The sequence below is a fragment of the Ensifer sesbaniae genome (assembly GCF_013283665.1).
Classification (GTDB): Bacteria; Pseudomonadota; Alphaproteobacteria; order Rhizobiales; family Rhizobiaceae; genus Ensifer; species Ensifer sesbaniae.
Map to the genome: position 1 here is coordinate 1,869,231 of NZ_JABEKU010000001.1, position 22,271 is coordinate 1,891,501.

The 22,271-nt window shown below is 59.3% G+C and carries 25 protein-coding genes and 6 tRNA genes; 15 read left to right on the top strand and 16 right to left on the bottom strand.

Annotated elements, in window-relative coordinates:
- Window positions 1-59: 59 nt before the first annotated feature.
- The 4 genes from BHMPCIPO_RS09085 to recJ all read left to right on the top strand — a co-directional run bounded on the left by BHMPCIPO_RS09085 (window position 60) and on the right by recJ (window position 5,167).
- Window positions 60-368, top strand: coding sequence for an SHOCT domain-containing protein (locus BHMPCIPO_RS09085; protein WP_173516440.1), 309 nt, complete (start codon window positions 60-62; stop codon window positions 366-368).
- A gap of 126 nt (window positions 369-494) precedes the next feature.
- A complete protein-coding gene (locus BHMPCIPO_RS09090) occupies window positions 495-1,712 on the top strand; it encodes an LL-diaminopimelate aminotransferase (protein WP_173516441.1) in 1,218 nt (405 codons plus the stop codon).
- Window positions 1,713-1,802: 90 nt separating this feature from the next.
- On the top strand, window positions 1,803-3,125 hold the full coding sequence (locus tag BHMPCIPO_RS09095) for a homoserine dehydrogenase (RefSeq protein WP_173516442.1): 1,323 nt from the start codon (window positions 1,803-1,805) through the stop codon (window positions 3,123-3,125).
- 239 nt (window positions 3,126-3,364) lie between these two features.
- Complete coding sequence (gene recJ / locus BHMPCIPO_RS09100) at window positions 3,365-5,167, top strand: single-stranded-DNA-specific exonuclease RecJ (RefSeq protein ID WP_173516443.1); 1,803 nt, start codon at window positions 3,365-3,367, stop codon at window positions 5,165-5,167.
- A 75-nt stretch (window positions 5,168-5,242) separates the two neighbouring features.
- Here the strand turns inward: recJ and BHMPCIPO_RS09105 are convergent.
- From BHMPCIPO_RS09105 to BHMPCIPO_RS09130, 6 genes are all read right to left on the bottom strand, one after another.
- Window positions 5,243-5,317, bottom strand: a tRNA-Glu gene (locus BHMPCIPO_RS09105).
- A gap of 202 nt (window positions 5,318-5,519) precedes the next feature.
- Window positions 5,520-5,594, bottom strand: a tRNA-Glu gene (locus BHMPCIPO_RS09110).
- A gap of 200 nt (window positions 5,595-5,794) precedes the next feature.
- Window positions 5,795-5,869 (bottom strand) — tRNA-Glu (locus BHMPCIPO_RS09115).
- 200 nt (window positions 5,870-6,069) lie between these two features.
- Window positions 6,070-6,144: transfer RNA gene (locus tag BHMPCIPO_RS09120), tRNA-Glu, on the bottom strand.
- A gap of 136 nt (window positions 6,145-6,280) precedes the next feature.
- Entirely contained in the window at window positions 6,281-7,618 is a 1,338-nt protein-coding gene (locus tag BHMPCIPO_RS09125; protein WP_246304286.1) for a YcbK family protein, read from the bottom strand.
- Between the two features lie 397 nt (window positions 7,619-8,015).
- On the bottom strand, window positions 8,016-8,456 hold the full coding sequence (locus BHMPCIPO_RS09130) for a VOC family protein (RefSeq protein WP_173516445.1): 441 nt from the start codon (window positions 8,454-8,456) through the stop codon (window positions 8,016-8,018).
- Window positions 8,457-8,652: 196 nt separating this feature from the next.
- On the opposite strand from BHMPCIPO_RS09130, the gene BHMPCIPO_RS09135 reads away from it, so the two are divergent.
- The 3 genes from BHMPCIPO_RS09135 (at window position 8,653) to BHMPCIPO_RS09145 (ending at window position 10,608) form a co-directional block, all read left to right on the top strand.
- On the top strand, window positions 8,653-9,231 hold the full coding sequence (locus BHMPCIPO_RS09135) for a cold-shock protein (RefSeq protein ID WP_043623636.1): 579 nt from the start codon (window positions 8,653-8,655) through the stop codon (window positions 9,229-9,231).
- Window positions 9,231-9,710: a DUF192 domain-containing protein gene (locus tag BHMPCIPO_RS09140; RefSeq protein WP_173516446.1), complete on the top strand. Its 480-nt coding sequence runs from the start codon at window positions 9,231-9,233 to the stop codon at window positions 9,708-9,710. The genes BHMPCIPO_RS09135 and BHMPCIPO_RS09140 overlap by 1 nt, the downstream gene beginning before the upstream one ends.
- A gap of 250 nt (window positions 9,711-9,960) precedes the next feature.
- Window positions 9,961-10,608 (top strand): outer membrane protein, encoded by a 648-nt coding sequence (locus tag BHMPCIPO_RS09145; RefSeq protein WP_173516447.1) that lies wholly within the window; start codon window positions 9,961-9,963, stop codon window positions 10,606-10,608.
- Between the two features lie 57 nt (window positions 10,609-10,665).
- On the opposite strand, the gene BHMPCIPO_RS09150 is transcribed toward BHMPCIPO_RS09145, so the two are convergent.
- The gene (locus BHMPCIPO_RS09150) at window positions 10,666-11,325 is read right to left on the bottom strand and encodes a DUF1062 domain-containing protein (protein ID WP_246304287.1); all 660 of its coding nucleotides are present in this window, start codon (window positions 11,323-11,325) and stop codon (window positions 10,666-10,668) included.
- 473 nt (window positions 11,326-11,798) lie between these two features.
- Window positions 11,799-12,986, bottom strand: coding sequence for a GGDEF domain-containing protein (locus BHMPCIPO_RS09155; RefSeq protein ID WP_173516448.1), 1,188 nt, complete (start codon window positions 12,984-12,986; stop codon window positions 11,799-11,801).
- Between the two features lie 249 nt (window positions 12,987-13,235).
- Here BHMPCIPO_RS09155 and BHMPCIPO_RS09160 point away from each other — a divergent pair.
- From BHMPCIPO_RS09160 to BHMPCIPO_RS09170, 3 genes are all read left to right on the top strand, one after another.
- Window positions 13,236-13,312 (top strand) — tRNA-Pro (locus tag BHMPCIPO_RS09160).
- Between the two features lie 260 nt (window positions 13,313-13,572).
- A complete protein-coding gene (locus BHMPCIPO_RS09165) occupies window positions 13,573-13,878 on the top strand; it encodes an ETC complex I subunit (RefSeq protein ID WP_113537239.1) in 306 nt (101 codons plus the stop codon).
- 36 nt (window positions 13,879-13,914) lie between these two features.
- A tRNA-Arg gene (locus tag BHMPCIPO_RS09170) sits at window positions 13,915-13,991 on the top strand.
- Between the two features lie 78 nt (window positions 13,992-14,069).
- Here the strand turns inward: BHMPCIPO_RS09170 and BHMPCIPO_RS32805 are convergent.
- From BHMPCIPO_RS32805 to BHMPCIPO_RS09195, 6 genes are all read right to left on the bottom strand, one after another.
- A complete protein-coding gene (locus BHMPCIPO_RS32805) occupies window positions 14,070-14,543 on the bottom strand; it encodes a site-specific integrase (protein ID WP_376741650.1) in 474 nt (157 codons plus the stop codon).
- 32 nt (window positions 14,544-14,575) lie between these two features.
- Window positions 14,576-15,091 (bottom strand): hypothetical protein, encoded by a 516-nt coding sequence (locus tag BHMPCIPO_RS32810; RefSeq protein WP_246304289.1) that lies wholly within the window; start codon window positions 15,089-15,091, stop codon window positions 14,576-14,578.
- Window positions 15,063-15,302 carry a hypothetical protein gene (locus tag BHMPCIPO_RS09180; protein ID WP_173516449.1) on the bottom strand — a complete coding sequence of 80 codons (240 nt, stop codon included), beginning with the start codon at window positions 15,300-15,302 and terminating at the stop codon, window positions 15,063-15,065. The genes BHMPCIPO_RS32810 and BHMPCIPO_RS09180 overlap by 29 nt, the downstream gene beginning before the upstream one ends.
- Window positions 15,299-15,514: a hypothetical protein gene (locus BHMPCIPO_RS09185; protein WP_173516450.1), complete on the bottom strand. Its 216-nt coding sequence runs from the start codon at window positions 15,512-15,514 to the stop codon at window positions 15,299-15,301. Before BHMPCIPO_RS09185 ends, BHMPCIPO_RS09180 begins: the two co-directional genes overlap by 4 nt.
- Complete coding sequence (locus tag BHMPCIPO_RS09190) at window positions 15,507-15,653, bottom strand: hypothetical protein (protein WP_173516451.1); 147 nt, start codon at window positions 15,651-15,653, stop codon at window positions 15,507-15,509. The genes BHMPCIPO_RS09185 and BHMPCIPO_RS09190 overlap by 8 nt, the downstream gene beginning before the upstream one ends.
- Window positions 15,654-15,872: 219 nt before the next feature.
- A protein-coding gene (locus BHMPCIPO_RS09195) for an IS5 family transposase (RefSeq protein ID WP_173516452.1) occupies window positions 15,873-16,630 on the bottom strand; the annotation gives its coding sequence in 2 pieces (ribosomal slippage) (window positions 15,873-16,288 and window positions 16,288-16,630; 759 coding nt in all).
- Between the two features lie 64 nt (window positions 16,631-16,694).
- Between BHMPCIPO_RS09195 and BHMPCIPO_RS09200 the strand changes: the two genes are divergently transcribed.
- From BHMPCIPO_RS09200 to BHMPCIPO_RS09220, 5 genes are all read left to right on the top strand, one after another.
- On the top strand, window positions 16,695-17,306 hold the full coding sequence (locus tag BHMPCIPO_RS09200; protein WP_173516453.1) for a hypothetical protein: 612 nt from the start codon (window positions 16,695-16,697) through the stop codon (window positions 17,304-17,306).
- Window positions 17,307-17,368: 62 nt separating this feature from the next.
- Entirely contained in the window at window positions 17,369-19,039 is a 1,671-nt protein-coding gene (locus BHMPCIPO_RS09205) for an AMP-binding protein (RefSeq protein WP_173516454.1), read from the top strand.
- Window positions 19,040-19,107: 68 nt separating this feature from the next.
- Window positions 19,108-19,257 (top strand): acyl carrier protein, encoded by a 150-nt coding sequence (locus tag BHMPCIPO_RS33795; protein ID WP_376741651.1) that lies wholly within the window; start codon window positions 19,108-19,110, stop codon window positions 19,255-19,257.
- A gap of 7 nt (window positions 19,258-19,264) precedes the next feature.
- Complete coding sequence (locus BHMPCIPO_RS09215; protein ID WP_173516456.1) at window positions 19,265-20,509, top strand: tetratricopeptide repeat protein; 1,245 nt, start codon at window positions 19,265-19,267, stop codon at window positions 20,507-20,509.
- A 332-nt stretch (window positions 20,510-20,841) separates the two neighbouring features.
- Window positions 20,842-21,102: a hypothetical protein gene (locus BHMPCIPO_RS09220; RefSeq protein WP_173516457.1), complete on the top strand. Its 261-nt coding sequence runs from the start codon at window positions 20,842-20,844 to the stop codon at window positions 21,100-21,102.
- Window positions 21,103-21,147: 45 nt separating this feature from the next.
- Here BHMPCIPO_RS09220 and BHMPCIPO_RS09225 read toward each other — a convergent pair whose 3' ends face one another.
- A complete protein-coding gene (locus tag BHMPCIPO_RS09225) occupies window positions 21,148-21,678 on the bottom strand; it encodes a class I SAM-dependent methyltransferase (protein WP_173516458.1) in 531 nt (176 codons plus the stop codon).
- Window positions 21,668-22,198, bottom strand: a complete 531-nt coding sequence (locus BHMPCIPO_RS09230; RefSeq protein WP_173516459.1) for a glycosyltransferase family 29 protein — start codon at window positions 22,196-22,198, stop codon at window positions 21,668-21,670. Before BHMPCIPO_RS09230 ends, BHMPCIPO_RS09225 begins: the two co-directional genes overlap by 11 nt.
- Window positions 22,199-22,271: the final 73 nt, after the last annotated feature.

Sequence of the window (22,271 nt, forward strand, 5' to 3'; positions counted from 1 at the left end):
AAAATGATTACAAGGGCTAGGCGCATCGTCGCGCCGTCAGATCAGAGGTTCTCTTCAGTATGCTTGCCGTCGGAAAACAGCGTTCCATCACCTGGCTTGTCGGGATCGTTCTGCTAGGCACGCTTGCAGGCTGCAACAACCAGACGACGAACTTCGAGAACTATCCCTCGGTCTACGGCCAAAAGCCGGCCGCGACGACGCAGATGACGAACGAGGAGGCGGCCGACATGCAGGCGCGGCTGACATCGCTCGGCGCTGCGCGCAAGTCCGGCGCGATCTCGGAAGCGGAATATCAGCGTCGTCTGAAGGAAATGCGCGCGCTCGCCGAACAGCACGGTGCCGACACGCTGAAAGAGATCCAGAATTAGCGCTTGCCTTTCCGGTGATTTGGACGCAAAGCGTTCAATGGCCGCAAGGACGGCCGTTCACCACAGCGCACGGTTTCGCGAAGGCTTGAGCCGCTGGCGGGAGCGTGCGCCAAACGAGGTTTGGAGATGGAAGAGTTTCACAAAGTCCGGCGTTTGCCGCCCTATGTTTTCGAACAGGTCAACCGTTTGAAAGCAAGCGCGCGAGCGGCCGGTGCTGACATCATCGACCTCGGCATGGGCAATCCGGATCTTCCCACACCACAGTCGATTGTCGACAAGCTTTGCGAGGTCGTTCAGGACCCGCGCACGCATCGTTATTCGTCGTCGAAGGGCATTCCCGGGCTGCGTCGTGCCCAGGCCGCCTACTACGCCCGTCGCTTCGGCGTCAAACTCAATCCGGAAACGCAGGTCGTCGCCACCCTTGGTTCCAAGGAAGGCTTCGCCAACATGGCCCAGGCGATCACCGCGCCGGGTGATGTGGTCCTGTGCCCGAACCCGACCTATCCGATCCACGCCTTTGGCTTCCTGATGGCCGGTGGGGTCATCCGCTCGATCTCGGTCGAGCCTGATGAGACCTTCTTCCCGCCGCTCGAGCGCGCCGTGCGCCACTCGATCCCGAAGCCGCTGGCGCTGATCCTCAACTATCCGTCGAACCCGACGGCGCAGGTCGCGACCCTCGACTTCTACAAGGACGTGATCGCCTTCGCGAAGAAGCACGACATCATCGTGCTTTCGGATCTTGCCTATTCGGAAATCTACTTCAACGACGCGCCGCCGCCATCTGTCCTGGAGGTTCCGGGAGCGATCGACTGCACGGTCGAGTTCACCTCGATGTCGAAGACCTTCTCGATGCCCGGCTGGCGCATGGGCTTTGCCGTCGGCAATGAGCGACTGATCGCGGCGCTGACCCGTGTGAAGTCGTACCTCGATTACGGCGCCTTCACGCCGATCCAGGTGGCGGCGACCCAGGCACTGAAGGGCGATGGCAGCGATATCGCCGAGGTCCGCAACGTCTACAAGCGCCGCCGCGACGTGATGGTCGAGAGCTTCGGCAAGGCGGGCTTCGACGTGCCGCCGCCGGCAGCGACGATGTTTGCCTGGACGAAAATCCCGGAGAAGTTCCGCCATCTCGGTTCGCTCGAGTTCTCGAAGCTCCTAGTCGAGAAGGCCGATGTCGCGGTTGCTCCCGGCATCGGCTTCGGCGAGCAGGGCGACGACTACGTGCGCCTCGCTCTGGTCGAGAACGAGCACCGTATTCGCCAGGCGGCGCGCAATATCAAGAAATTCCTGTCGACCGCCGACGAGACGATGCACAACGTCGTCTCGCTCAACGCTCACAAGTAAATAAGACGGGAGGCGCGCTCTTGGGTGCGCCTCCTTCCACACCGGCACCGCGGTTCTCGCGGCTCGCCCCTTACATGTTAGGAAATGGCTATGGCAGATGCCCTCAAAATCGGCATTGCGGGCTTGGGTACCGTCGGTGCCTCGCTCGTGCGAATCCTCCAGGATCGTCACGAGATGCTTGCGACAACGTGCGGGCGGGCAATCGAGACCACGGCCGTAACCGCGCGTGACCGCAACAGGGATCGCGGCGTCGACCTTTCGCAAATCAAATGGTTCGACGATGCCGTCTCGCTTGCGCGTGACGCCGATATCGACGTCTTCGTCGAATTGATGGGCGGCTCGGGCGACCCAGCCTATTCCGCCGTCAAGGCCGCCTTGCAGCGTGGCATTCATGTCGTCACCGCCAACAAGGCGTTGCTTGCGGCCCATGGCATCGAACTCGCCAAGATCGCCGAGGAGAAGGGCGCGCTTCTGAACTACGAAGCGGCCGTCGCCGGCGGCATCCCGGTGATCAAGGCGCTGCGCGAATCCATGACCGGCAATACGATCTCGCGCGTCTACGGGATCATGAACGGCACCTGCAACTACATCCTGACGAAGATGGAGAAGGAAGAGCTTTCCTTCGAAGCCTGCCTCAAGGAAGCGCAGCGTCTCGGTTACGCCGAAGCCGATCCGGCCTTCGACATCGAGGGCAACGACACGGCGCACAAGCTGTCGATCCTGACGAGCCTCGCCTTCGGTACGGCGATCGCTGCCGACGACATCTATCTCGAAGGCATTACCAATATCTCGATCGACGATATTCATGCGGCGGCCGATCTCGGTTACCGGATCAAGCTCCTGGGGGTCGCGCAGCGTACCGAGAGCGGCATCGAGCAGCGCGTCCATCCCACGATGGTGCCCTATGATTCCGTCATCGCCCAGGTCGATGGCGTGACCAATGCAGTCGCGATCGAATCCGACATTCTTGGCGAATTGCTGATGGTCGGCCCCGGTGCCGGCGGCAACGCGACCGCCTCGGCCGTTCTCGGCGATATCGCCGACATCGCGAAAAGCCGTCCGGGTGCTCAGCACGTTCCGGCCTTCGGCCGTCCGACCAATGCGCTGCTTCCCTACAAGCGCGCGCGGATCCAGAGCCACGAGGGCGGCTACTTCATCCGCCTGAAGGTCGTCGACCGCACCGGCGTTTTCGCCAGCATCGCGACGCGCATGGCGGATAACGGCATCTCGCTGGAATCGATCATGCAGCATTCCAAGCACCTGATGGAGAGCGGCGAGCCGCAGACGATCATCCTGGTGACACACGCGACCTCGGAGCATTCCGTTCGCGATGCCATCAAGGCGATCAAGAGCGAGGGCTATCTCGTCGGCGAGCCGCAGGTCATCCGTATCGAGCGTCCGAAGGCGAACTGAGGGCGGCACAGACCTCAACCGCAATGCATGGCGGCGGCGCGTAGCGCCGGATTGTCGCCGATAGATTGGAAGCCTCGCCGTGCAAGCATGCCGGCGAGGCTTTCTCATATGGGCATGTCAGGCGAGCGGCGCCGGAAACGGGGCGCGGACCGCGGATCTCTGTGTATGCCGTTCCAAAAACGGTCACGATTGTCGGGGTTATGCGCTAAGAAAAGTTAAGTGCAGGCGGGTGGACGAACATGGAAGAATTGGTGGATCCGGTACAGCGGGCCTTTCTCGGCGTCGAGCAATCGGTCAGCGGTCAGCGCTGGGTGTCACGGCTTGACCAGGCGGGCCAGAACCGGGCGCTCGCCATCAGTCAGGTCCACGGTTATTCCGATCTCCTTGGTCGCGTGCTTGCCGGCCGCGGGGTCGTGCTCGACGATGCCGCGAGCTTCCTCGATCCGACGCTTCGGTCGCTGATGCCGGATCCGGATACGCTCACCGATTGCCGCAAGGCCGCCGATCGTTTCGCGGCGGCCATCAAGCGGCGTGAAAAGGTCGTGGTCTTCGGCGACTACGACGTCGACGGTGCCGCGTCGTCGGCGCTCATGACCCGGTTCCTCCGTCACTTTGGCATCGACGCGGAGATTTACATTCCCGATCGGATTTTCGAGGGCTACGGGCCGAATCCGGCGGCGATCGAACAACTGATCGACAATGGCGCCGAGCTCATTGTCACCGTCGACTGCGGCTCGACGAGCCATGAAGCACTTGCCGTTGCGGGGCGACGTAGCGTCGACGTCGTCGTCATCGACCATCATCAGGTGGGGTCGGCCTTGCCAGCCTGTCACGCGCTGGTCAATCCCAATCGGGAAGACGATCTTTCGGGGCAGGGACATCTCTGTGCCGCCGGCGTCGTCTATCTGGTCCTCGTCAACACCTTGCGCGTGCTGCGCAGTGCCGGCAACGGGAGCGCCGCATCCTTCGATCTGCTGGCGCAGCTTGATCTGGTGGCGCTCGCGACCGTCTGTGACGTCGTGCCGCTCAAGGGGCTGAACCGGGCCTATGTCGTCAAGGGACTGATCGCGGCGCGGCACATGGGCAATGTCGGGCTCGCGGCGCTGTTGAGAAAGGCGGCGATCGGCGGCCCGGTCACGCCCTATCACCTGGGGTTTCTGGTTGGGCCGCGAATCAATGCCGGCGGCCGCATCGGCGACGCTGCCCTCGGCAGCCGTCTGCTGGCGATGGACGATGCCGGAGCGGCGGAAAGGATCGCCGCGCAGCTTGATGAGCTCAACCGCGAGCGGCAGGCCATGGAAGCCGTCATGCTGGCCGAAGCCGAGGCCGAGGTTCTTGCGGAGTACGGCACTGGCGAGGGCGCCTCGGTGATCGTCACGGCGCGGGAAAACTGGCACCCCGGTATCGTCGGGCTGCTTGCCGCCCGCATCAAGGAGAAGTTCCGCCGGCCGACCTTCGCCATCGCCTTCGATCCGAATGGCCGGGGCACCGGCTCGGGCCGTTCGATCAACGGCTTCGACATGGGCAAGATGGTCCGGGCCGCGGTTGATGGAGGCCTGCTCGTCAAAGGCGGCGGCCATGCGATGGCTGCCGGCCTTACGGTGGAGCGGGCGAAGCTCGGCAAGCTCAGGCAATTCTTCGAGGAACGTGCGGAGGCGGCAGTACGCGACCTCGTCGCCATCCAGACACTCAAGCTGGACGGTGCGCTCGCTGCCTCCGGCGCGACACTGGAACTCATCGATCTCTTGGAACAGGCCGGCCCCTATGGTTCGGCGCATCCGCAACCGGTCTTCGCCTTTCCGCAACACCGGTTGCGCGACAGCCGACAGGTGGGCGCCAACCACATCAAGGTAACGTTGGAAGGCCAGGACGGCAGCCGGCTCGACGGTATTGCGTTCCGGGCAACGGAAACGCCGCTCGGCGATTTCCTGCTCGCGAGCCGCGGCGCGTCGATTCACGTCGCCGGCTCGGTGTCGGCGGATCTGTGGCAAGGCCAGCGTCGTGTGCAATTGCGCGTCACGGATGCGGCGAAGGCGCTGTAAAATCGCCGAGCGAGAAACGCTCGGGTTCACCCATCGATGATTGAATGGCCGGCTGGTGCACTTGCGAGCAGCGATTGGCACGCCCAACGGGACTCGAACCCGTGTTACCGCCGTGAGAGGGCGGCGTCCTGACCGCTAGACGATGGGCGCCCATGCTTGTCGCTGATGATTTGCAACGCAGTCTGGCGACCGTGCGCAATTCACCGGCGCATATTATCCTCTTTCAGCTCAAACCTCGACATCAATTCAGAGGCATCGCTTCCAGAGTGCCGAGACGCGATCGAACATGAGTTGCAATCGCGCGGATACTGCGACCCTAATATTGGAAATGTGGGGGAAGAGGTCAACACAGTGGCACGCCCTAGGGGAGTCGAACCCCTCTTCCCAGAATGAAAATCTGGTGTCCTAACCGATAGACGAAGGGCGCACTCGCTGTGTGGGCGCCTTATATCCAGCGACTCTGGAGACCGCAAGCGCCAGACGCAGGATTTTTGTGCTTTTCCTGTTAAAAACATCAGGAAAAAATTCAGCACCTGAAGAGCTGGAATCGGAGATGCGTCCGGGACGGCAAGTTGCTGTTTCAGAAGAGGAAAATGTCGAATTTCATGGGAAAGAAGATCAACACAGTGGCACGCCCTAGGGGAGTCGAACCCCTCTTCCCAGAATGAAAATCTGGTGTCCTAACCGATAGACGAAGGGCGCACTCGCTGTGTGGGCGCCTTATATCCAGCGACTCTGGAGACCGCAAGCGCCAAACGCAGGATTTTTGTGCTTTTCCTGTTAAAAACAGCGAGAAAAATCCGACGAACCACCGGGCGGAACCGGATTCGCCACGGAGACAGAAAATCACTGCTTCAGGCGAAGAAAATAGCAATTTGTGTGTGGAGAGGAGGTCAACACAGTGGCACGCCCTAGGGGAGTCGAACCCCTCTTCCCAGAATGAAAATCTGGTGTCCTAACCGATAGACGAAGGGCGCACTCGCTGTGTGGGCGCCTTATAGCCAGAGGATTTGAGAACCGCAAGCGGCAAACTTCATATTTCTGTAAAAATTCCACAGGCGGGAGTCGATGGGCAGAACCTGCGGAATAGCCCATGGAAACAAGCGGTTGGCCTCAGCCCTTGCCGCGCCGGCAGCGCCAATTCCAGTCTCGTTGTGCGCCGATATCGATATGGACCGACTCCGTATGGCAATAGGTGCCGACGCCACCGCGGCCAGGAATGCTGCGCAAAAATTCAGCCAGATCCCACTTGCTGACACCCTGGACTTGGATGTCTGCTGCCTCGCAGCGCGTATGCAGCGACTGCTTCGCGCGGTTGACCTTGATCGGTCTCAGGCCGGAAGTCACCATGACCTGCTTGCCGTAGTGCGCTTCCACCTTCTTCAGCATCTGCATGAGTTCGGGCTTGAAGCAGCCGGCGTCGACCTTTTCCGTCTGTAGAATCAGCCCGCTCGGTGCCAGCCGCGCCAAGCCCGAAAGGGAGGCGACCTGAACCGGCGCGCCGTCGCCATCGTCGCCGAGATGCTCTTCGTGCTCGAAATTGTAGAGCGAATTCAGTTTGACGCCCGGAAGCGTGTAGGCGAGGGAGGCTGTCTGCGGCTGGCTCGGATTGCTGGTGGTGATCGTCTTCTTTCCCGCCGGTTGGGCGGCGCGCTGTGCTTCCTGCGGCTTCTCCTTGTGCTTTCCGGCAAAGAGCGTTGCGAGCGTCCAGGCTTTCGGCACTTGCTTGTCGCCGTCGCCATCCTTGGCCCCGGCGGACACCTGCGTTGGCTCCGCCATCGCGACTTCGGTCGCGGCCGGCGCAACCTCCGCATTGGCCACGGCCTGAAGGGCAGCCGATGTTTCGCCGCCGGCGGCAGCCTCGGCGCTGAGCGGCACGGGAACGGCTGCGGGAAGAGCGTCCTGTGTTGCAGTCGGAGCGTAAGCGGCGACCGCCGTGTGTGCCGCCGTAGCGTCGGCCTCGTTCGCGGCCCCCTGTTGGGGCGTTATGATGGGCTGAGGCTGTCGCTGGGTGCCGCTGAACAGGCTGTTCGTGGTCGCGTTCATGGCGGGTTGGCCGGCCGGCGGCGGCACGGTTCCGTTGGCCTGCGGCTGCGTCGTCGGCATGCCCTGCGGCGCCGCAGTCGGCCCGTAGATGCTGGAGGAAGCGGCACGCAGGCCTGTGTTCTGCATGGTCAGGGATTGTGCCTGACCGGAATCCTGCGCAGTGGCGGCCTGATGCGCTTGCGGATCGCTGCCGAGCGCTGCCACCTGCGCATCCCGGACCGTGCCTTGCCCGGCCGGTTCGGCCGCATGCTGAGATGTGGTCTGCCCTTCGGGGTTCAGTCCGGCGGTGACGTCACCGTCGGCGACGGCCGACACGCAGCCGCTGAGCGCCAGCAGCGAAACGGATAAAGCTGCCGCCCGCGCAATGGCAGCGAGCACTGCGCCCTTCGTGTCCGGATGTTGCAACGTCCTATCCCCGCTCTCCGTGCATGACCGGCGAAACCTTCGCCTTGTCATGCATTAAGTCTCAGTTCCGAAACATCGCTCAGAACAAACAAACTCAAGCTTCTCGCAGCGGTCCAAAAGAACGCCACGGGAAAAGATCAGGCCAAGTACAAAGGGGGTCGCCGCCACGAGACATCGCGGAAAGGGCCCGGCATCAACGTCCCGCGCGAAAAAATACTCAACGACACGTGATTTGTAAACCGGCGCTAACCTTGAGCCTGCATGTTTCAAACATGCAAAGGCCCGGATCGACCGGGCCTCAGATCATTCATAGCTGCTGCTGATCGGCGACTCGGCCATGCCGACCGGAACTACCGGCCGCATAGGGTCATCCTCGCCGGTCAGAATTGCGCGGGGCTTACCATGCGCCGGTATTGGCCATCGAAGCCCAGGGCTCCTGCGGCGGACGGTGTTCGCCCTTCTGCAGGATCTCGATCGAAATGCCGTCCGGCGAACGCACGAAGGCCATGTGACCATCGCGCGGCGGACGGTTGATGGTTACGCCATTGTCCATCAGGTGCTGGCAGAAGCCGTAGATATCGTCGACCTCATAGGCGAGGTGGCCGAAGTTGCGCCCGCCGGTGTAGTCTTCCGGATCCCAGTTGTAGGTGAGTTCGAGGCAGGGTGAGAGCTCGCCGCGCGCGCGATCGATGTCGCCGGGGGCGGCGAGGAAAACCAGCGTGAAGCGGCCCTTCTCGTTCTCGTACCGGCGGATTTCGGTCAGGCCGAAAAGGGTGCAGTAGAAGTTCAAGGCCTCGTCCAGATTCTTGACGCGAACCATTGTGTGCAGATAGCGCATTGCAATGTCCCTGTTTTGCAGAAGATGGCGTATACTGGGCTGCCAGCAAGCCAGAGGCAAGGCTGCGTCCGCATATTAGATCTCGGCCAAAATATGCCGAGGGTCTTGCGTATCCGCGGCGGGACGATGTTATTCTGGTCAATAAGAATCAGTTAACCGTATCGGTAGTCGCGCGTAAACGAGGGGCTGGGAGAGAATGGCGGATAGGACATCTTCAAAAGACGTCATGCATGGTGACGACTTTGGCAGTGACGCTCTCGACCTCATCGAAATCACGGGCGTGATCAAATGGTTCGATGTCGCCAAGGGCTTCGGGTTCATCGTGCCTGACAACGGCATGCAGGACGTCCTGGTCCACGTGACCTGCCTGAGGCGCGACGGCTATCAGACGGTTCTCGAGGGCGCGCGGGTCGTAGCTCTCATCCAGAAGCGCGATCGCGGCTACCAGGCGTTCCGCATCCTGTCGATGGATCAGTCGACGGCGGTGCATCCATCTCAGCTTCCGCCGGTGCGCACCCATGTCCAGGTGACGCCGACCAGCGGCCTCGAACGGGTGCTCGTCAAGTGGTTTAACCGCACCAAGGGCTTCGGTTTCCTGACGCGCGGCGAGGGCACCGAGGACATTTTCGTTCACATGGAGACCCTGCGGCGCTTCGGCCTCACCGAGCTTCGTCCCGGACAGGTTGTCCTGGTGCGCTTCGGCGATGGTGAAAAGGGCCTGATGGCTGCCGAGATTCATCCGGACGGCCCGTCGCCGACCAGCCGGTCGCATTGATGCTCACGGTCCGAAGCCTTGCCGGAAAAAGCGCCCTGTCGGCGCTTTTTTTGTTGTTCGCCTTGGCTGCTGTGGCGCTCGCCGATGTCGCCTTCACGAAGGACAAGATGCGCCTTGTGACTGCGGACGGGAAAGTCCATGAACTGACCGTCGAACTGGCCGTCGATCCCGATCAGCGCGAGCAGGGGCTGATGTTCCGGCGGTCGATGGCGCCGGATCACGGCATGTTGTTCGATTTTGGCGAAACCCGTCGCGTGATGATGTGGATGAAGAACACATATCTCCCGCTCGACATGCTGTTCATCGACAACAAGGGCACCGTGCGCACGATCCGCGAAGATGCCGTACCATTGTCCGAGGCGATCATCGATTCCGGCGAACCTGTCGCCTTCGTTCTCGAGCTCAATGCCGGCGCCGTCAAACGACTTGCCATTCGGGCCGGAGATCGCCTCGAAGGCGCTCGAATTCCGCGCCGCTGACCCGGGGCCTACTGCATGTCTCCTTAAATCGACCTCGATTTAAGGACAAAGACATGCAGCAAATCAAAGTGCTACAGCGCCACCAATCGTCAGATGGCTTCCGTCACCGCCTTGTAGTTTGAGGATCGGTGCCTAAATCACCCGTATCGAGACGATTCGATCCGATCGATGATGACTGCGAAGCCTTTTGGGCAGACTTCAACTTAATAAGTTGCTAATGTTCTGCCGAAGACGACAGGAGGCATCTGTGATGATCCGGAATGTGCTTGTTGCCATCGCGGCGGCCGCGGCATTTACCCAAACTGCAATGGCGGCAGACCTTGCGCAGCCGGCTGAGCCGCCGCCAGTGGTCGAAACGCCGCCCGTTTTCGTGTGGACCGGCGGCTATGTCGGTCTTCAAGGTGGCGGCGGCTGGCTGAACGGTGATTTCAGCGCGCCCGGCGGCAATGCCGCGGAAGATTTCAACGGCGGCCTTCTCGGTGCCTTTGCCGGTTTCAACTATCAGCAGGGTGATTGGGTCTACGGCATCGAGGGCGATGTCAACTATAACTGGAACGACAAGTCCGTCGATGTCGGTGGGACCTCGGCCGAAGTCGGCACCGATGTCTCCGGCGCGATACGCGGGCGTGTCGGCTATGTGCTGAACGACAAGGCGCTGCTTTATGGGGCAGGTGGCTGGACCGTCACCCGGGGCTTTGTCGACGTGCCCGGCGTTTCAAAGGAAAAAGAGACCTTCAACGGTTGGACGATCGGTGCCGGCGTTGATTATTCGTTCACCGACAACGTCTTCGGACGCGCCGAGTATCGCTACAACGACTATGGCGACAAGGACATCGGCGGCGTCAATGTCGATCTCGACCAGCACCAGTTCACCGTCGGCGTCGGTGTAAAGTTCTGATCTCAATGACCGAGATGAAGGAAGCGTCGGTCTGTGGCCGGCGCTTCCTCGATTCGTTCATGCGGAGTGCAGCCGGCCCGTCGCGCGATCGGCGACGTCTCCCTGTTTACCTCCGTTCGCGAGATCGAGAATCACACGCATCCCGTCCCTGATGGGCCGTTGCAGCGCCTTGCGTGGGCCGGACTGCAGCCTGAACCGTCCTGCTTCCTCGAGTCGAACGAGCCTGTTGCGCGAAAGGCCGAGTTCCGCCGATAGCAGGCGATCGGTACGCATGCCGATCGGCAACGGCACCGCGAGGACGATCTCAAGCTGGGTGCAGCCGTCAAGCGATTGGGCGAGTACGCGCCTTGTCACGCGGCATTCCGCGAATTCTTCAATCGTGTCCGTGTTTCGGCGAAGCCCCTCGACATCGAACGAGACCTGGCGAATCCAGCCGGAGTCGTTGTTTTGAAGCGCATCGAGCGTCTCGGGCGCGATGTCACAAACAGACCGCCGCTCGAAGATCGGGCGATTCCAGGTACCGTCGCAGTCGGCGCAGCGATAGATCAGCCAGGCATCCAGCCTGCGCCCGTTGGCATTCAGCCGTGTCTTGCCGCTGCATTCGAAGGGGCGTGTTCTGCGGCAGCGGCTGCAAGCAAGCCAGGGGCGCGGAGGAGTTTGTGGTTCAATGGTCCACAGGACCGTCAGTGTGTGAGACATATCGTCTGGTTCTTCCAAATGGAAGTCCATCGAGACGACGGTTTGAGCACCCGTTCCGGGGACACGGTCTGGCAGCGTTTTTAGGTGATGGTTCCGCCTGGCGATGCTTCGCCGGGCTTGAGATCGGCAATGCCATTCCGGTCTCGAACCGTCACCTCAACGAACGCGCAAAAAATCAATCCGATAGCGGCGGGCGCCATCGGGCGTGCGGGGTGAAACTAGCGAGACCGGATCTTACAAAGGCAAAGCCAAACTCCAGGAGAGACAGCACGATGCGGCTGCGTATCCGTTCTATACGACGGGGCCTGCAGCACAAAGTGTAGAGTTGCCATGCGCTCGCGCAATGGTGGCTTTTGCTCGGCATAGGTGAAAATTGGCCACAGGCAATTTCTCTCAGTAAGAGTAAAATGAGGCATCAAACCTCCAGCCTGGGCGGCCGCCGTAGAGGATGGCCGCTTCTTTTTTGGGGGGCTCGCCCATCCGCCTCTGTCTCACCCGGTGCGACTGAGGCTGCGTTCCATTGGCTTCGAGCCGCTTGCGGCCGCTGAAGAAAATGAAGTGACGCGGTTGCGGCCGCTGCGCTTGGCTTCGTAGAGCGCTGCATCCGCCCTGTTGAACAAATCTTCCCACGTACCCTCGTCACCGCCGGCGAAGGCCAGCCCCATGCTGACGCTGAGCGCTATGCACTGGTCGTTGCTGATCACCACGAGCTCTTCGACCGCCCGACGGAGCCGCTCGGCGATCGCCAGCGCCTGTGCTTCGCTCGTCTGCGGGAGGTAGAGGCCGAACTCCTCTCCGCCGAGTCGGGCAAAGCAATCGCCCTTTCTGAGATTCTTCCTGATGAGATCGACAAAGGCGATCAAAGCCTGATCGCCGGCCTGGTGGCCGTGGCGATCGTTGATGCGCTTGAAGAAATCCAGATCCATGACGACGAGGCAGTCGCCGTGCCAGTTCGATCTGGGCAGTTGCGCGAGAAACCAGCGTCGGTTGCAGGCGCCGGTCAGGGCATCGGTGTCGGCCGAACACCGGAGTTCGGCTTCAGCTCTCTCCTTGACGAGGACCAGAGCAAAAAGGGCGATCGCGAAGTGGCAGATGATCGAGAGGAAAAAGGCGTAGGTGGTGGTAATCGGTATGATGCCGGGCTTCACGAGCCCGATCACCACCGCAAGGCAAAGGTTGGCGCCAACGGCCATGGCCGCCGCAAACAGGGCGCGTACCGGCAACGGTTCCCTGCTGCGATCAGATATGACGGCGAGGGCGGAGGCGGCCAGGAAGACAAAGGCGGTGGCGTTGAACACGCTGGCGCGGATGTAATTGACCACATGGAAATGCGTGGCAAGGCCGATTGCCGCGCCCGCGATCGGTATTGAAAGCGCCAGCCAGTCCGTCTTGCGTCGACGACCGGCGCTCAGGCGGCGCACGCCGATCCAGAACAACGCATAACCGCCGATCCCGAGCGTGAAGCTCGAAAGCGTCCACAGATAGGCCGGCAGCAGTTTCTGTTCGCCGTAGCCGGCAAGCGTCGAAGCGAGAGCCAGGAAGAAGAAACCACTTGCGAGAATTCCAAGACCTTCATCGCGCGGCGATTGCCAACGGGCGTAGAGGAAGCAGAACGCACCGACAAGGAACGATGATTTGTGAAGCAAGAGGACGGTAGCGAGATCGAGTTGGGTGTTCATGGGGGAAGATGCTCGGGCGGGCTTGGAAAGGCTGGCACGGCGTGGTTGTGCACCGCTTGGCTCTAACCGCAATGGATTTAGTGATTACTAAATTCGAATGACAAACCGGCATCTTTGTCCCAATTCGGGACATTTCTGTCGGCCGCGGACCGTGGCTGGGCCGAAAGCCGGTTTTTCTTTAGTGCAGGCGTCAACGAAATTTCATGTTGCAGCCCAAGGGCGAACCGTGTATCTCCGGCGCCGTTGGCACGGAGTGTAGCGCAGTCTGGTAGCGCATCTGGTTTGGGACCAGAGGGTCGGGAGTTCGAATCTCTCCACTCCGACCATCGTAACGCCTAGGATGGTGTTCTCGATTTCCCGCGTATCTTCCTTTCGTCGGATGCCGGTGCGTGGCCCTTTTGTACGCGTCGTGCGCGCGACCTGTACGATCTGCCAGCGGCACGCTGTATCGGGCGCAATCCTCCGACTGAAAAGCCAAATTTATCCGGCCGAAAGTCATTCCGTTTTAAATCATTCTGCGTTATGGGAAGACGGAATGTCGGCGCCCATGAATGTTGCCGGCGAGAGTATGGAGCCGTTCGAAACCATGTCCGCAAAGATCTATCGTCCAGCAAAGACCGCCATGCAGTCTGGCAAGGCCAAGACGAATCTGTGGGTGCTGGAGTTTGATCAGGAAAAGCCGCGCACCATCGACCCGATCATGGGTTACACCAGTTCCGGCGACATGAAGCAGCAGCTGCGGCTGACCTTCGAAAATGCCGAGCAGGCCATCGCCTATGCGGAGCGCAACGGCATCGAATACCGCGTGATCGCGCCGAAGGAAGCGACGCGCAAGAACGTGTCCTATCCGGACAACTTCCGTTTCAACCGGATGCAGCCCTGGACCCACTAAGTCCTCCGGCCGCATTCGACGGGCATGGCCCGGGACGGCCCCTTAGCTCAGTTGGATAGAGCACCTGCCTTCTAAGCAGGTTGTCGCAGGTTCGAATCCTGCAGGGGTCGCCAAAAAATCAAGCGCTTAGCGGGCGTTTTTGAAGTTCTACTAGACCCCGTTTACAGCTTTCCCATAGCCGTTTACAGAATTCATTCACGTGATGTTCTTTTCCATCCGCAAAATGACGGCATCGCTGGTCTGCTGGTCCGTCGCCAAATAGTGCTTCTCAAGCACTCTTCCCACCTCTGCAATCGAGTGCCCGGTGATCGACGCGATCTGTTCTGTCGTCGATCCTTCACGTCGCCGTTCGGTGATGAACGTGCCGCGCAGTCGTGGAACGTCACGCCCTCGATCTTCAGCCTGGCGCACTCTTTCCCCCATGACGTCTTGAAGCCGTCCTTCGTCCACGGCCGGCCGCGCGAGTTGTTCAAGATTCGCATCTTGTCCTTTGGCAGCGCGTCGATCATGGCCTTCAGCTTGCTGTGGACCTTCACCCGAACGCGCTTCTTGGTCTTTCCCTGTTGGAACGACAGGTGCGTTCCGTCGTACTGCTTCCATGTGAGGGACAGCAGATCTCCTTGGCGTTGCCCGGTGTGAATCGCCATTTCGAAGGCGAGGAGCATGTGAGCCTTGGCCTTGGCCCGGAACAGAGCGATCAACTCAGGCGTCCAGACGCTTTCCTTGCGTGATCCGGTGTAAAGTCTATCGATTCCGGTGCAGGGGTTCTTTTCGATCGTTTCCTCGTCAATCCCGAACGTGAAGACGCGGGAGAGGGAAAAAGCATTTGGTCGGCTTTCCGCGGGTTGGCTGCAAAGGTGTGATGCCAATTCCGGATCATCGCCTTCATGCCGCGCTGCTGCGTCAGCTTCAGCGGGAGCTTCGGCCATTCCTTGCGGATTTCCTTAAACGAATGCCTGTGGGCGTCCTGCGTCTTCTCTGCCGGAGCCGCGAACGCGGGGCTCTTTTGGAAGGCGTCGATCAGGTCGTCGAGCGTGTTCACTTCGGCAGGGGCACTCTCTGCCCGGTGTCTCAGAAGTTCGGCGGCGAACGCTTCCGTATTCGGTGCAGCCTCCATCTTCGGGCCGCCGCGCCATGCGTAATAGTGGACGCGCACCTCTCCGTTCGCCAGCCGGCGCTTGACCTTATGAATTCCTTTGAGCTTCACGAGCACGTTCTCGGTCTCTCCACGCCTGCCATTCGGACAATGACGAGAAGTCATCCGGCTTCAGGTCAACGGTAGCAGGTTTGTGAATATCTTGGATATCGGGGGAAACACCGACGCGCCTGCCGTCGATCTCCACCCAGACAGTGACACCCTTCGACTTGGCGATATCGGCCATGCGTTTGAGGTCGGCGGCTTTGATTGCTGCTCTTGCCGTCATTCCTCTCCTCCTTGAGCCTGGCGGGCGGCAGGGTTCTTGCGCAGCGCGTTCCGGCTCGTGACCATTGTGTAGCCGTCGGCGAACTTGACGAGGCAGCTATTCATGACCTTGGTGCGGATCAGGACATCGCACGGCTGGCCTTTCCGACCTTGGCGGTCCCAGCGGTAGATGTAGGCGCCGAAGATGTGATCGTGAATTGCGGTCTCAGTCACGGCCGGTATCCTCGGCTTTGGCGTGGAGGGCCTTGGCTGCAGACTGGAACGCGTAGGATTGCGCCAGGTGAGCGGCGGCCCGATCGGCGTCTTCCTCGGATTGCCACATCGCTGTTGCAGTGGCAGCGTAGTCGTCCATTTCGACCGCCGCCTCGATGAAAGCAGCCTTCCGTGCTTCGGCAAGCTCCTCCTGCCGGCGATCATGAAGTATTCGATCAACGCACCCACCGTCGCGGTTGCCTTGACGACATCGCGGATCGGGACAAGTTCCGTCATCTTCTGAAGGAACAGCACAGCCGCCGCATCACTGGCACGGCGCTCCAATTCCCGCCTTAACCGCTCTAGGGCGAATCGACATTCACTGGAGCCAACTCATTGCGGCGACGAGATAGAGGAAGCCTTGGAAGTGAATGGTTCTACGGTCGTAGCGCGTGGCGAAGCGACGAAAGTGCTTCATCCGATTGAAGCATCGCTCGATGCGGTTGCGATGTTTGTAGACGAGTTCGTCGTGGGGGATGATGACCTTGCGCGAGCGGTTTGACGGGATTACCGCCACGGCTCCCATGTCGGCGATCGTCTCACGCAAGGCATGGCTGTCATAGGCTTTGTCAGCCAGAACGGCATCGCCGCTCTGGCCATCCAGAAGAGCCGGCGCTTGCGTGATGTCGCCAACTTGGCCAGCCGTCACAATGAAACGTAGCGGCCGACCAAGCGTGTCGGCCAACATGTGGATCTTGGTGGTCAGTCCGCCTCGGGAACGCCCCAGCGCCTGATCCTTGGCCCCCCTTTTCCGGATGCCGCCTGCTGATGGGCACGAACGATGGTGCTGTCGATCATTAGATACTGGTTGTCACGGTCAGCCGTCAGCGTCTCGAACACCCGCTCCCATATGCCGGCATGACACCAGCGGCTAAAGCGCTTATGCACCGTCTTCCATTTGCCATAACGCTCCGGCAGATCGCGCCAATGGGCGCCGGAACGCAGCACCCAAAGACAGCCATTGATAAACAAGCGGTTGTCCGAGCCGGTGCGCCCGGGATCACCAGCCTTACCAGGCAACAAAGATGCAATCCTGACCCACTGAGCATCGCTCAGTTCATACCGCTTCGCCGCCATGCAAAAGACCCTCGTTCAACACGGTCTCCTATGAATCAGCGATCAACTGATTTGGGAAGCCTGAATGTCGATTGGACCTAGGGGTCTTGCGACGTCCAACGCTCAGTACGGCGCTCCCCTTCGCGAGGCATACCGGAATCTTGCCGCAACACGTGGCGCGGTCGTAGTCGACCTGACTCAGGTTACTGGTCAGATTCTTGCCAATTATGTCACGAGCCCGGATGCATCAGACCCACGCGTTCGCGATAGAATTCATGAAACGCCGTTTGTTTATCGACTTGAGGGCGATGTGATTGGGCGGGCTATCGCTGGCGACATCATCCGAAAGTCAACCGCATCTATTGACGCCGTTCAGTTGCCGATCAGGTATTTCGCAAACAGCTGGTCATCCAGCCTTCGCACGCCGTATGTGACGGTGGACGAGAACAGGGTCGTGCAGGTCGAGGGCATTCTGGAGGCTGGAACCAAGGCTGATGGCACCGCTATCATTTCGTTCCCGACGAATCTGCGGCCGGCCCGCGTCCGGACGTTCTGGACGACATCGGTGCGAAATAGTGACGGTAGGCAGACACGCGTAAAGTTGGAACTGGTGACCAGCGGGAATGTGCTCATCTACGGCATGCCGTCGGACGACAACTACATCTTTCTCGACGCGATCAGGTTTCAGGCGCCTTAATCGTCGATTGACTTAGCTTGGCTAGTGGCAATATACCAGCGTCACTCTATTTGGAGTTGCTAATGGCCAATCCCTTTTTCGAAGCGCTTACCGGTAAATCAAAAAACTTTCCTGAAGAAGTCTGCTTTGATCTTCACGGTATCGCTGGTCATGAGAAAAGGCTCACCTTCTCTCATGTTCACGACAGGATTTCATCTACAGCTCAAATGTACATTGAGAATGGGGTGGCCAAGGGCGATATCGTACTTATTTTCGCCCAGCACAGCGAGGGTATGCTGCTTGCATTCTTCGGCGCGCAGTGGATGGGGGCAGTCCCGGCATTCATGCCTCCACCAACAATTAAGCAGGACGTAAGTGCTTGGGCCAAGGGCCATAAGCGGTTGATCGACCGTATTCAACCGCATCTGGTTGTGAGTGAGCCGTCGTCCTTGGAGCATGTTAAGGCGCTGGGCGTTGACGTGATTGTCTCCACAGACGAGATCGAGGTATTCCAGACGCCGAAGCGTCCCACGGCGGTCCCGGTTGACCTTGATAATATCGCGTTTCTGCAGCATTCGTCCGGCACAACCGGCTTGAAGAAAGGAGTGACCGTCACCTATCGTCAGTTGCTTTCGCAGCTGGATGTTTACGGGGATGCGATCGGCATCGACGATACGTCGAATGTTATCTCTTGGTTGCCCATCTACCATGATATGGGGCTTGTTGCTGCGACCTTGCTGCCAATGCGGAAAGGGGTGCCGGTACGGTTGATCGATACGTTTGCATGGCTATCGAACCCAGGTGTGCTGATCTCGCTTTTGGAGAAGCATCCAAACGCCTATTGTTGGTTGCCAAACTTCGCCTTCAACTATCTGGCCAAGCGCGCTCGGCTGGATTTATCTGAAAATGCACTATCGGGGGTGAGGGCGGTCATCAACTGCTCTGAACCTTGCAAGCAAGACGACATGCATGCCTTCGAAACTCGCTTCGGTCCACACGGGCTACCGGCGAACGCGGTGCAGATTTGCTACGCAGCCGCTGAGTACGTGTTCGCGATTGCGCAGACGCCGCGACGAGCGCCAATCACAGGTCTGCTGGTAGACGCGCATATCTTGGAATCTGAAAGGCGCGTAGTTGTGGCGCACGAGGCGACTGACCGCTCGAAGGTCATCATGCCAGTGGGTATGCCAATCGAAGGGGTGGACATCAGGATTGGTGATAATCTGCAAGATGGCAACGTTGGAGAGGTAGTTATTCGCGGGCCTTCGATGTGTGGCGGCTACTTCCGCAACGAGGAGACTACGAAGCGGAAGTTCGTCGATGGCTGGTATCAAACGGGCGATCTCGGCTTTAAGTATGAAGGTGTTCTCTACATCACCGGCCGCGTCGATGATCTCATAATCGTTCGCGGAAAGAATCTGTACGCGCATGATATAGAGCAGCTTGCATCTACCATTCCCGGCGTTAAACCCGGGCGCACAACGGCTTTTGGCGTCGACGATGCGAGCGGCACACAACAACTTATACTTGCGGTAGAGGCGACCGGCGAAGTGGCCGTGAGGGCGCTGAAGGCAGAGATCATCGGGCGCATCAATGACAGTTTCGGAATTGCTCCCGCTCATGTCGTTGCGGTGCGGGCAAACTCACTCGTGAAGACTACCAGTGGCAAGATCTCACGATCGGAGAATCGGAAGAATTACCTCACCAGGTCCATGGACTTGGCTGAACTCGATTTTGAGGGAAGTAGGCTTTGATGACAGACGCATTCGTGGACGCGGTTCGAGCGACATTTCCACTTTTCGAGGGCGAGCTGACGCGAGATATGACCGCAGCGGACGTTCCTGGATGGGATTCGTTCGGACATGTGCAAGTCATGTTCGAGTTGGAGGACAGGCTCGGGGTCAAGATCGAACCCCAGGCGGCTCTAATATGCCAAACAGTTGGCGAACTCGCAGATCTCGTTGGGGCCTAGTCAGAGAGTGACGCTGCCTCTTGTCATTTTCGATGGCAACTGCCAAGGGCAGCATCTTGCTGCCATTCTGACCGCGAGCAAAATTGCGGACTGCTATGCCGTCGGGCAAGATCTCGGCTTCTTGCTGAGTTTTCTCGGAGTTGGCTGTCGATATATTGATGAGTCGATGGCACACAACTTGATTGAAGAAGCCAGATCGCAAGGCCGTTGGGTCGTGCAGGGCACTCAGTCAACGCCGATGTCTGATCAGTTGATGATGAGCTATAGCGCTCTCGTCGATCAAGTAATTAGGTATCCCCATCTTCAGTTCTACGCGGCCTCGCCAAGTGAGGCGCTCTCTCGATTTGGGCCTAAGGCAACGCCACTCCGCATGCTCAGCATGGATCTGAGCATAATTGAGATGTGTCAAAAGCGGTCGGGCACGAAAGTCGATTTCGCCGGCTACATCAGGAGTAACGCACCTCAGCGATCTCTCTTTCATACTGCTCTACATCCGAATGGCGAAATCACCGCGATGATGGTGAGATCGTTTGTCCAGCAGCTCCCAGGAGACTACGACTATCTGCTGGGCTACATAGAATGGTATTTGAGGCAAAGCGAAGGGATCAATTGCCTTACTTACCACCCTGTATCCCAATCGCTGCTCAACGAGCTTGGCTTTGATTGGGGAGAATCCTACGACGCATATCGATCTATGCTGGAGGCGCGGCGTTCTGGCGATTGGGGCGCGCTGATCGACCGTGAGGCGTTCTACGTAAGTAAGTTTCCGAATGATACGTTTACATGGATGTCGCTGATGCAAGCGCATGCTGCTATCGGCACTCTTGAGAACGGTAAGCGCTGCCTTTCATCACTGCTCGATCTCTCGCCTGGGTATCTTTATGCTTGGACCGATGGGCTTGGCCTGCTTCACAAGCATAATGACCAAACGGGCGTATTGGAGCTAATCCAGCGTGCAAAAGACTTCTTCATTGACCAGCGAATGCTGTCGCAAGTGATGGCGTATTTCTGTCTGAGTTCAGGGCGCTACGAGGAAGCGGAAGCACACGGGCGGAATTATCACTCTAGAACGCCGGATCGAGCGGACGCTCTTGTTCCTTGGCTCAAGGCGCTGCTTGCATTAGGCCGCACCGACGAGGTTAAGCGCGTCGTCGATTACGAGGTGTCCATCGCTGGCGTGGCTAGAATGGCTGATATCCGCGCAAATTTCAGCGGTTGGCCCGATCTTAAGGCGTATTTGCCCGCTGAATAGCCAAGTTCCCCTGACGACTGGCGTGTGGTGCTCTGCGGCTGTGGGGAGCACCGGACTTCACACTATCGCCGCAACTCGAGGCGCGATCATTGTGGATACGACGCAAGGGACGGATCAAATTCTCGCCGACTACGTCACAAGCCCCGATGCCTCAGACCCTCGCGTTCGCGACAGGATACATGACACACCGTTCACGTACCGCCTGATCGGTCGGGCCATCGCACGTGCGATCAGCCGCGACATCATTCGAAGGGCTTCGCCCCAGATCGATGCTATCCCACTACCATCTCGCTACTTCCACAGCGGGTGGTTTTCCAGCATCAGGACGCCCCATGACGGCAAACAAGGAGCGCGAAATTCAACTGGAAGGTATCCTTGAGGCGGGTACGAAGGCGGAAGCAATCCTCTCGCTCCCAAGTAACATGCGTCCAAGCAGGCTGCGGGTGTTCCGGTCGACTTCGGTCGGCAACAGTGACGGCCGACAGACGCGGGTAAAGATCGAAGTGAACGTGGGTGGGTCAGTACGCATCTATGGGATGCTGTCAGACGATGATTACGTCTTCCTCGACCCGGTGCGGTACCAGGCGGCATAATGATAAATTGCCCCCACGCGATTGCAGAACGTGGGGGCAAGATGGTCAGGCCGGTTCGAGCCAGGTGATGAAGCTCGACGTCGAGGGGCGATAGCTCGGTACCCGCCTTACTACCGCAAAGTGCTTGGCAAGTTGCTCCGCCCACCATTCCGGAGGCTCGACTGTGCAGTGCGCGTTCTCGCCGTTCGGCAGGATCGCGACCGCTGGGATGTTCGAGATGTTGAAGAACACCTTTTCGCTGATCGACGCGATGCGCGCGATGAAGCCGTCGACGTCCTCAAGCGGGATATGCTCAAGCACATCGGTGTTGATCACGACGTCTGCCTTGTCTACCGGGAACTGGTTGAATTGCTCAATCGCAGGGTCATATCTGAAAGCCTGGGCCCCGAAATCTCTGGCAAGCCAGTCGACCAGTTGGGACTGCCCGCATCCGAAATCGAGAATCGTGTTGATAGGGCCAAGCTCTTTCAGCCACGGCGTAATGAAGTCGATCTGCTTTTCTGAGGAGGCGCCGTATTTCTCGCGAGCGTGGAGAATCCGGTACTGTTCAATGAGTTCTTCGCGCCTAGTCAGCATAGTCTCTCCTAATTCGCCAATTTCGCTCGTTTACAATCGAGAGACAGAACGCCTCTTCAGCTTGGTAATTGTGTGGGCCGATGTGGGGCGCCTCAAGGTATGTTGACGTGGTGCGCTTGAAGTCGAACCCGTAAATGTTAACGCTCTGGCTACCAAAGGTGGAGACATAGTCAAGGACCATAGCACCAACGCTGGGGCGGGCTCCGAGCTTTGAGTGCAGCGTTTCCCATCGTTCCAGCGAATAGAATTCCAGCTCGAGGTCGCCCGGAGCCTCGTCTCGCAGCTTCGGTGACATCCAGATGAGCTTGTCAGCGCCGAATTGGTCATAGATGTCTGCGATCTGGGGGAAAACTGAAAAGGCGAGAATGCTCGTCCGCCGCCCTTGTTTTTCGGGGTTAGTTGGCAGTCCTCGATTCATCCGGATGATCACCTCGTGATCATCGATTTCCAATCCATGGTTCGCGTCTAAAAGCGACGCGGCGTTCCCCACGATCGCGATGCTTCGTGCATCGGTTAGCATTCCGCCCTCTCTATCATTCTATTCGTGGCCAATCAAATCCTATGGGGGCGACCGCAAGTCAATAACTGGGTCC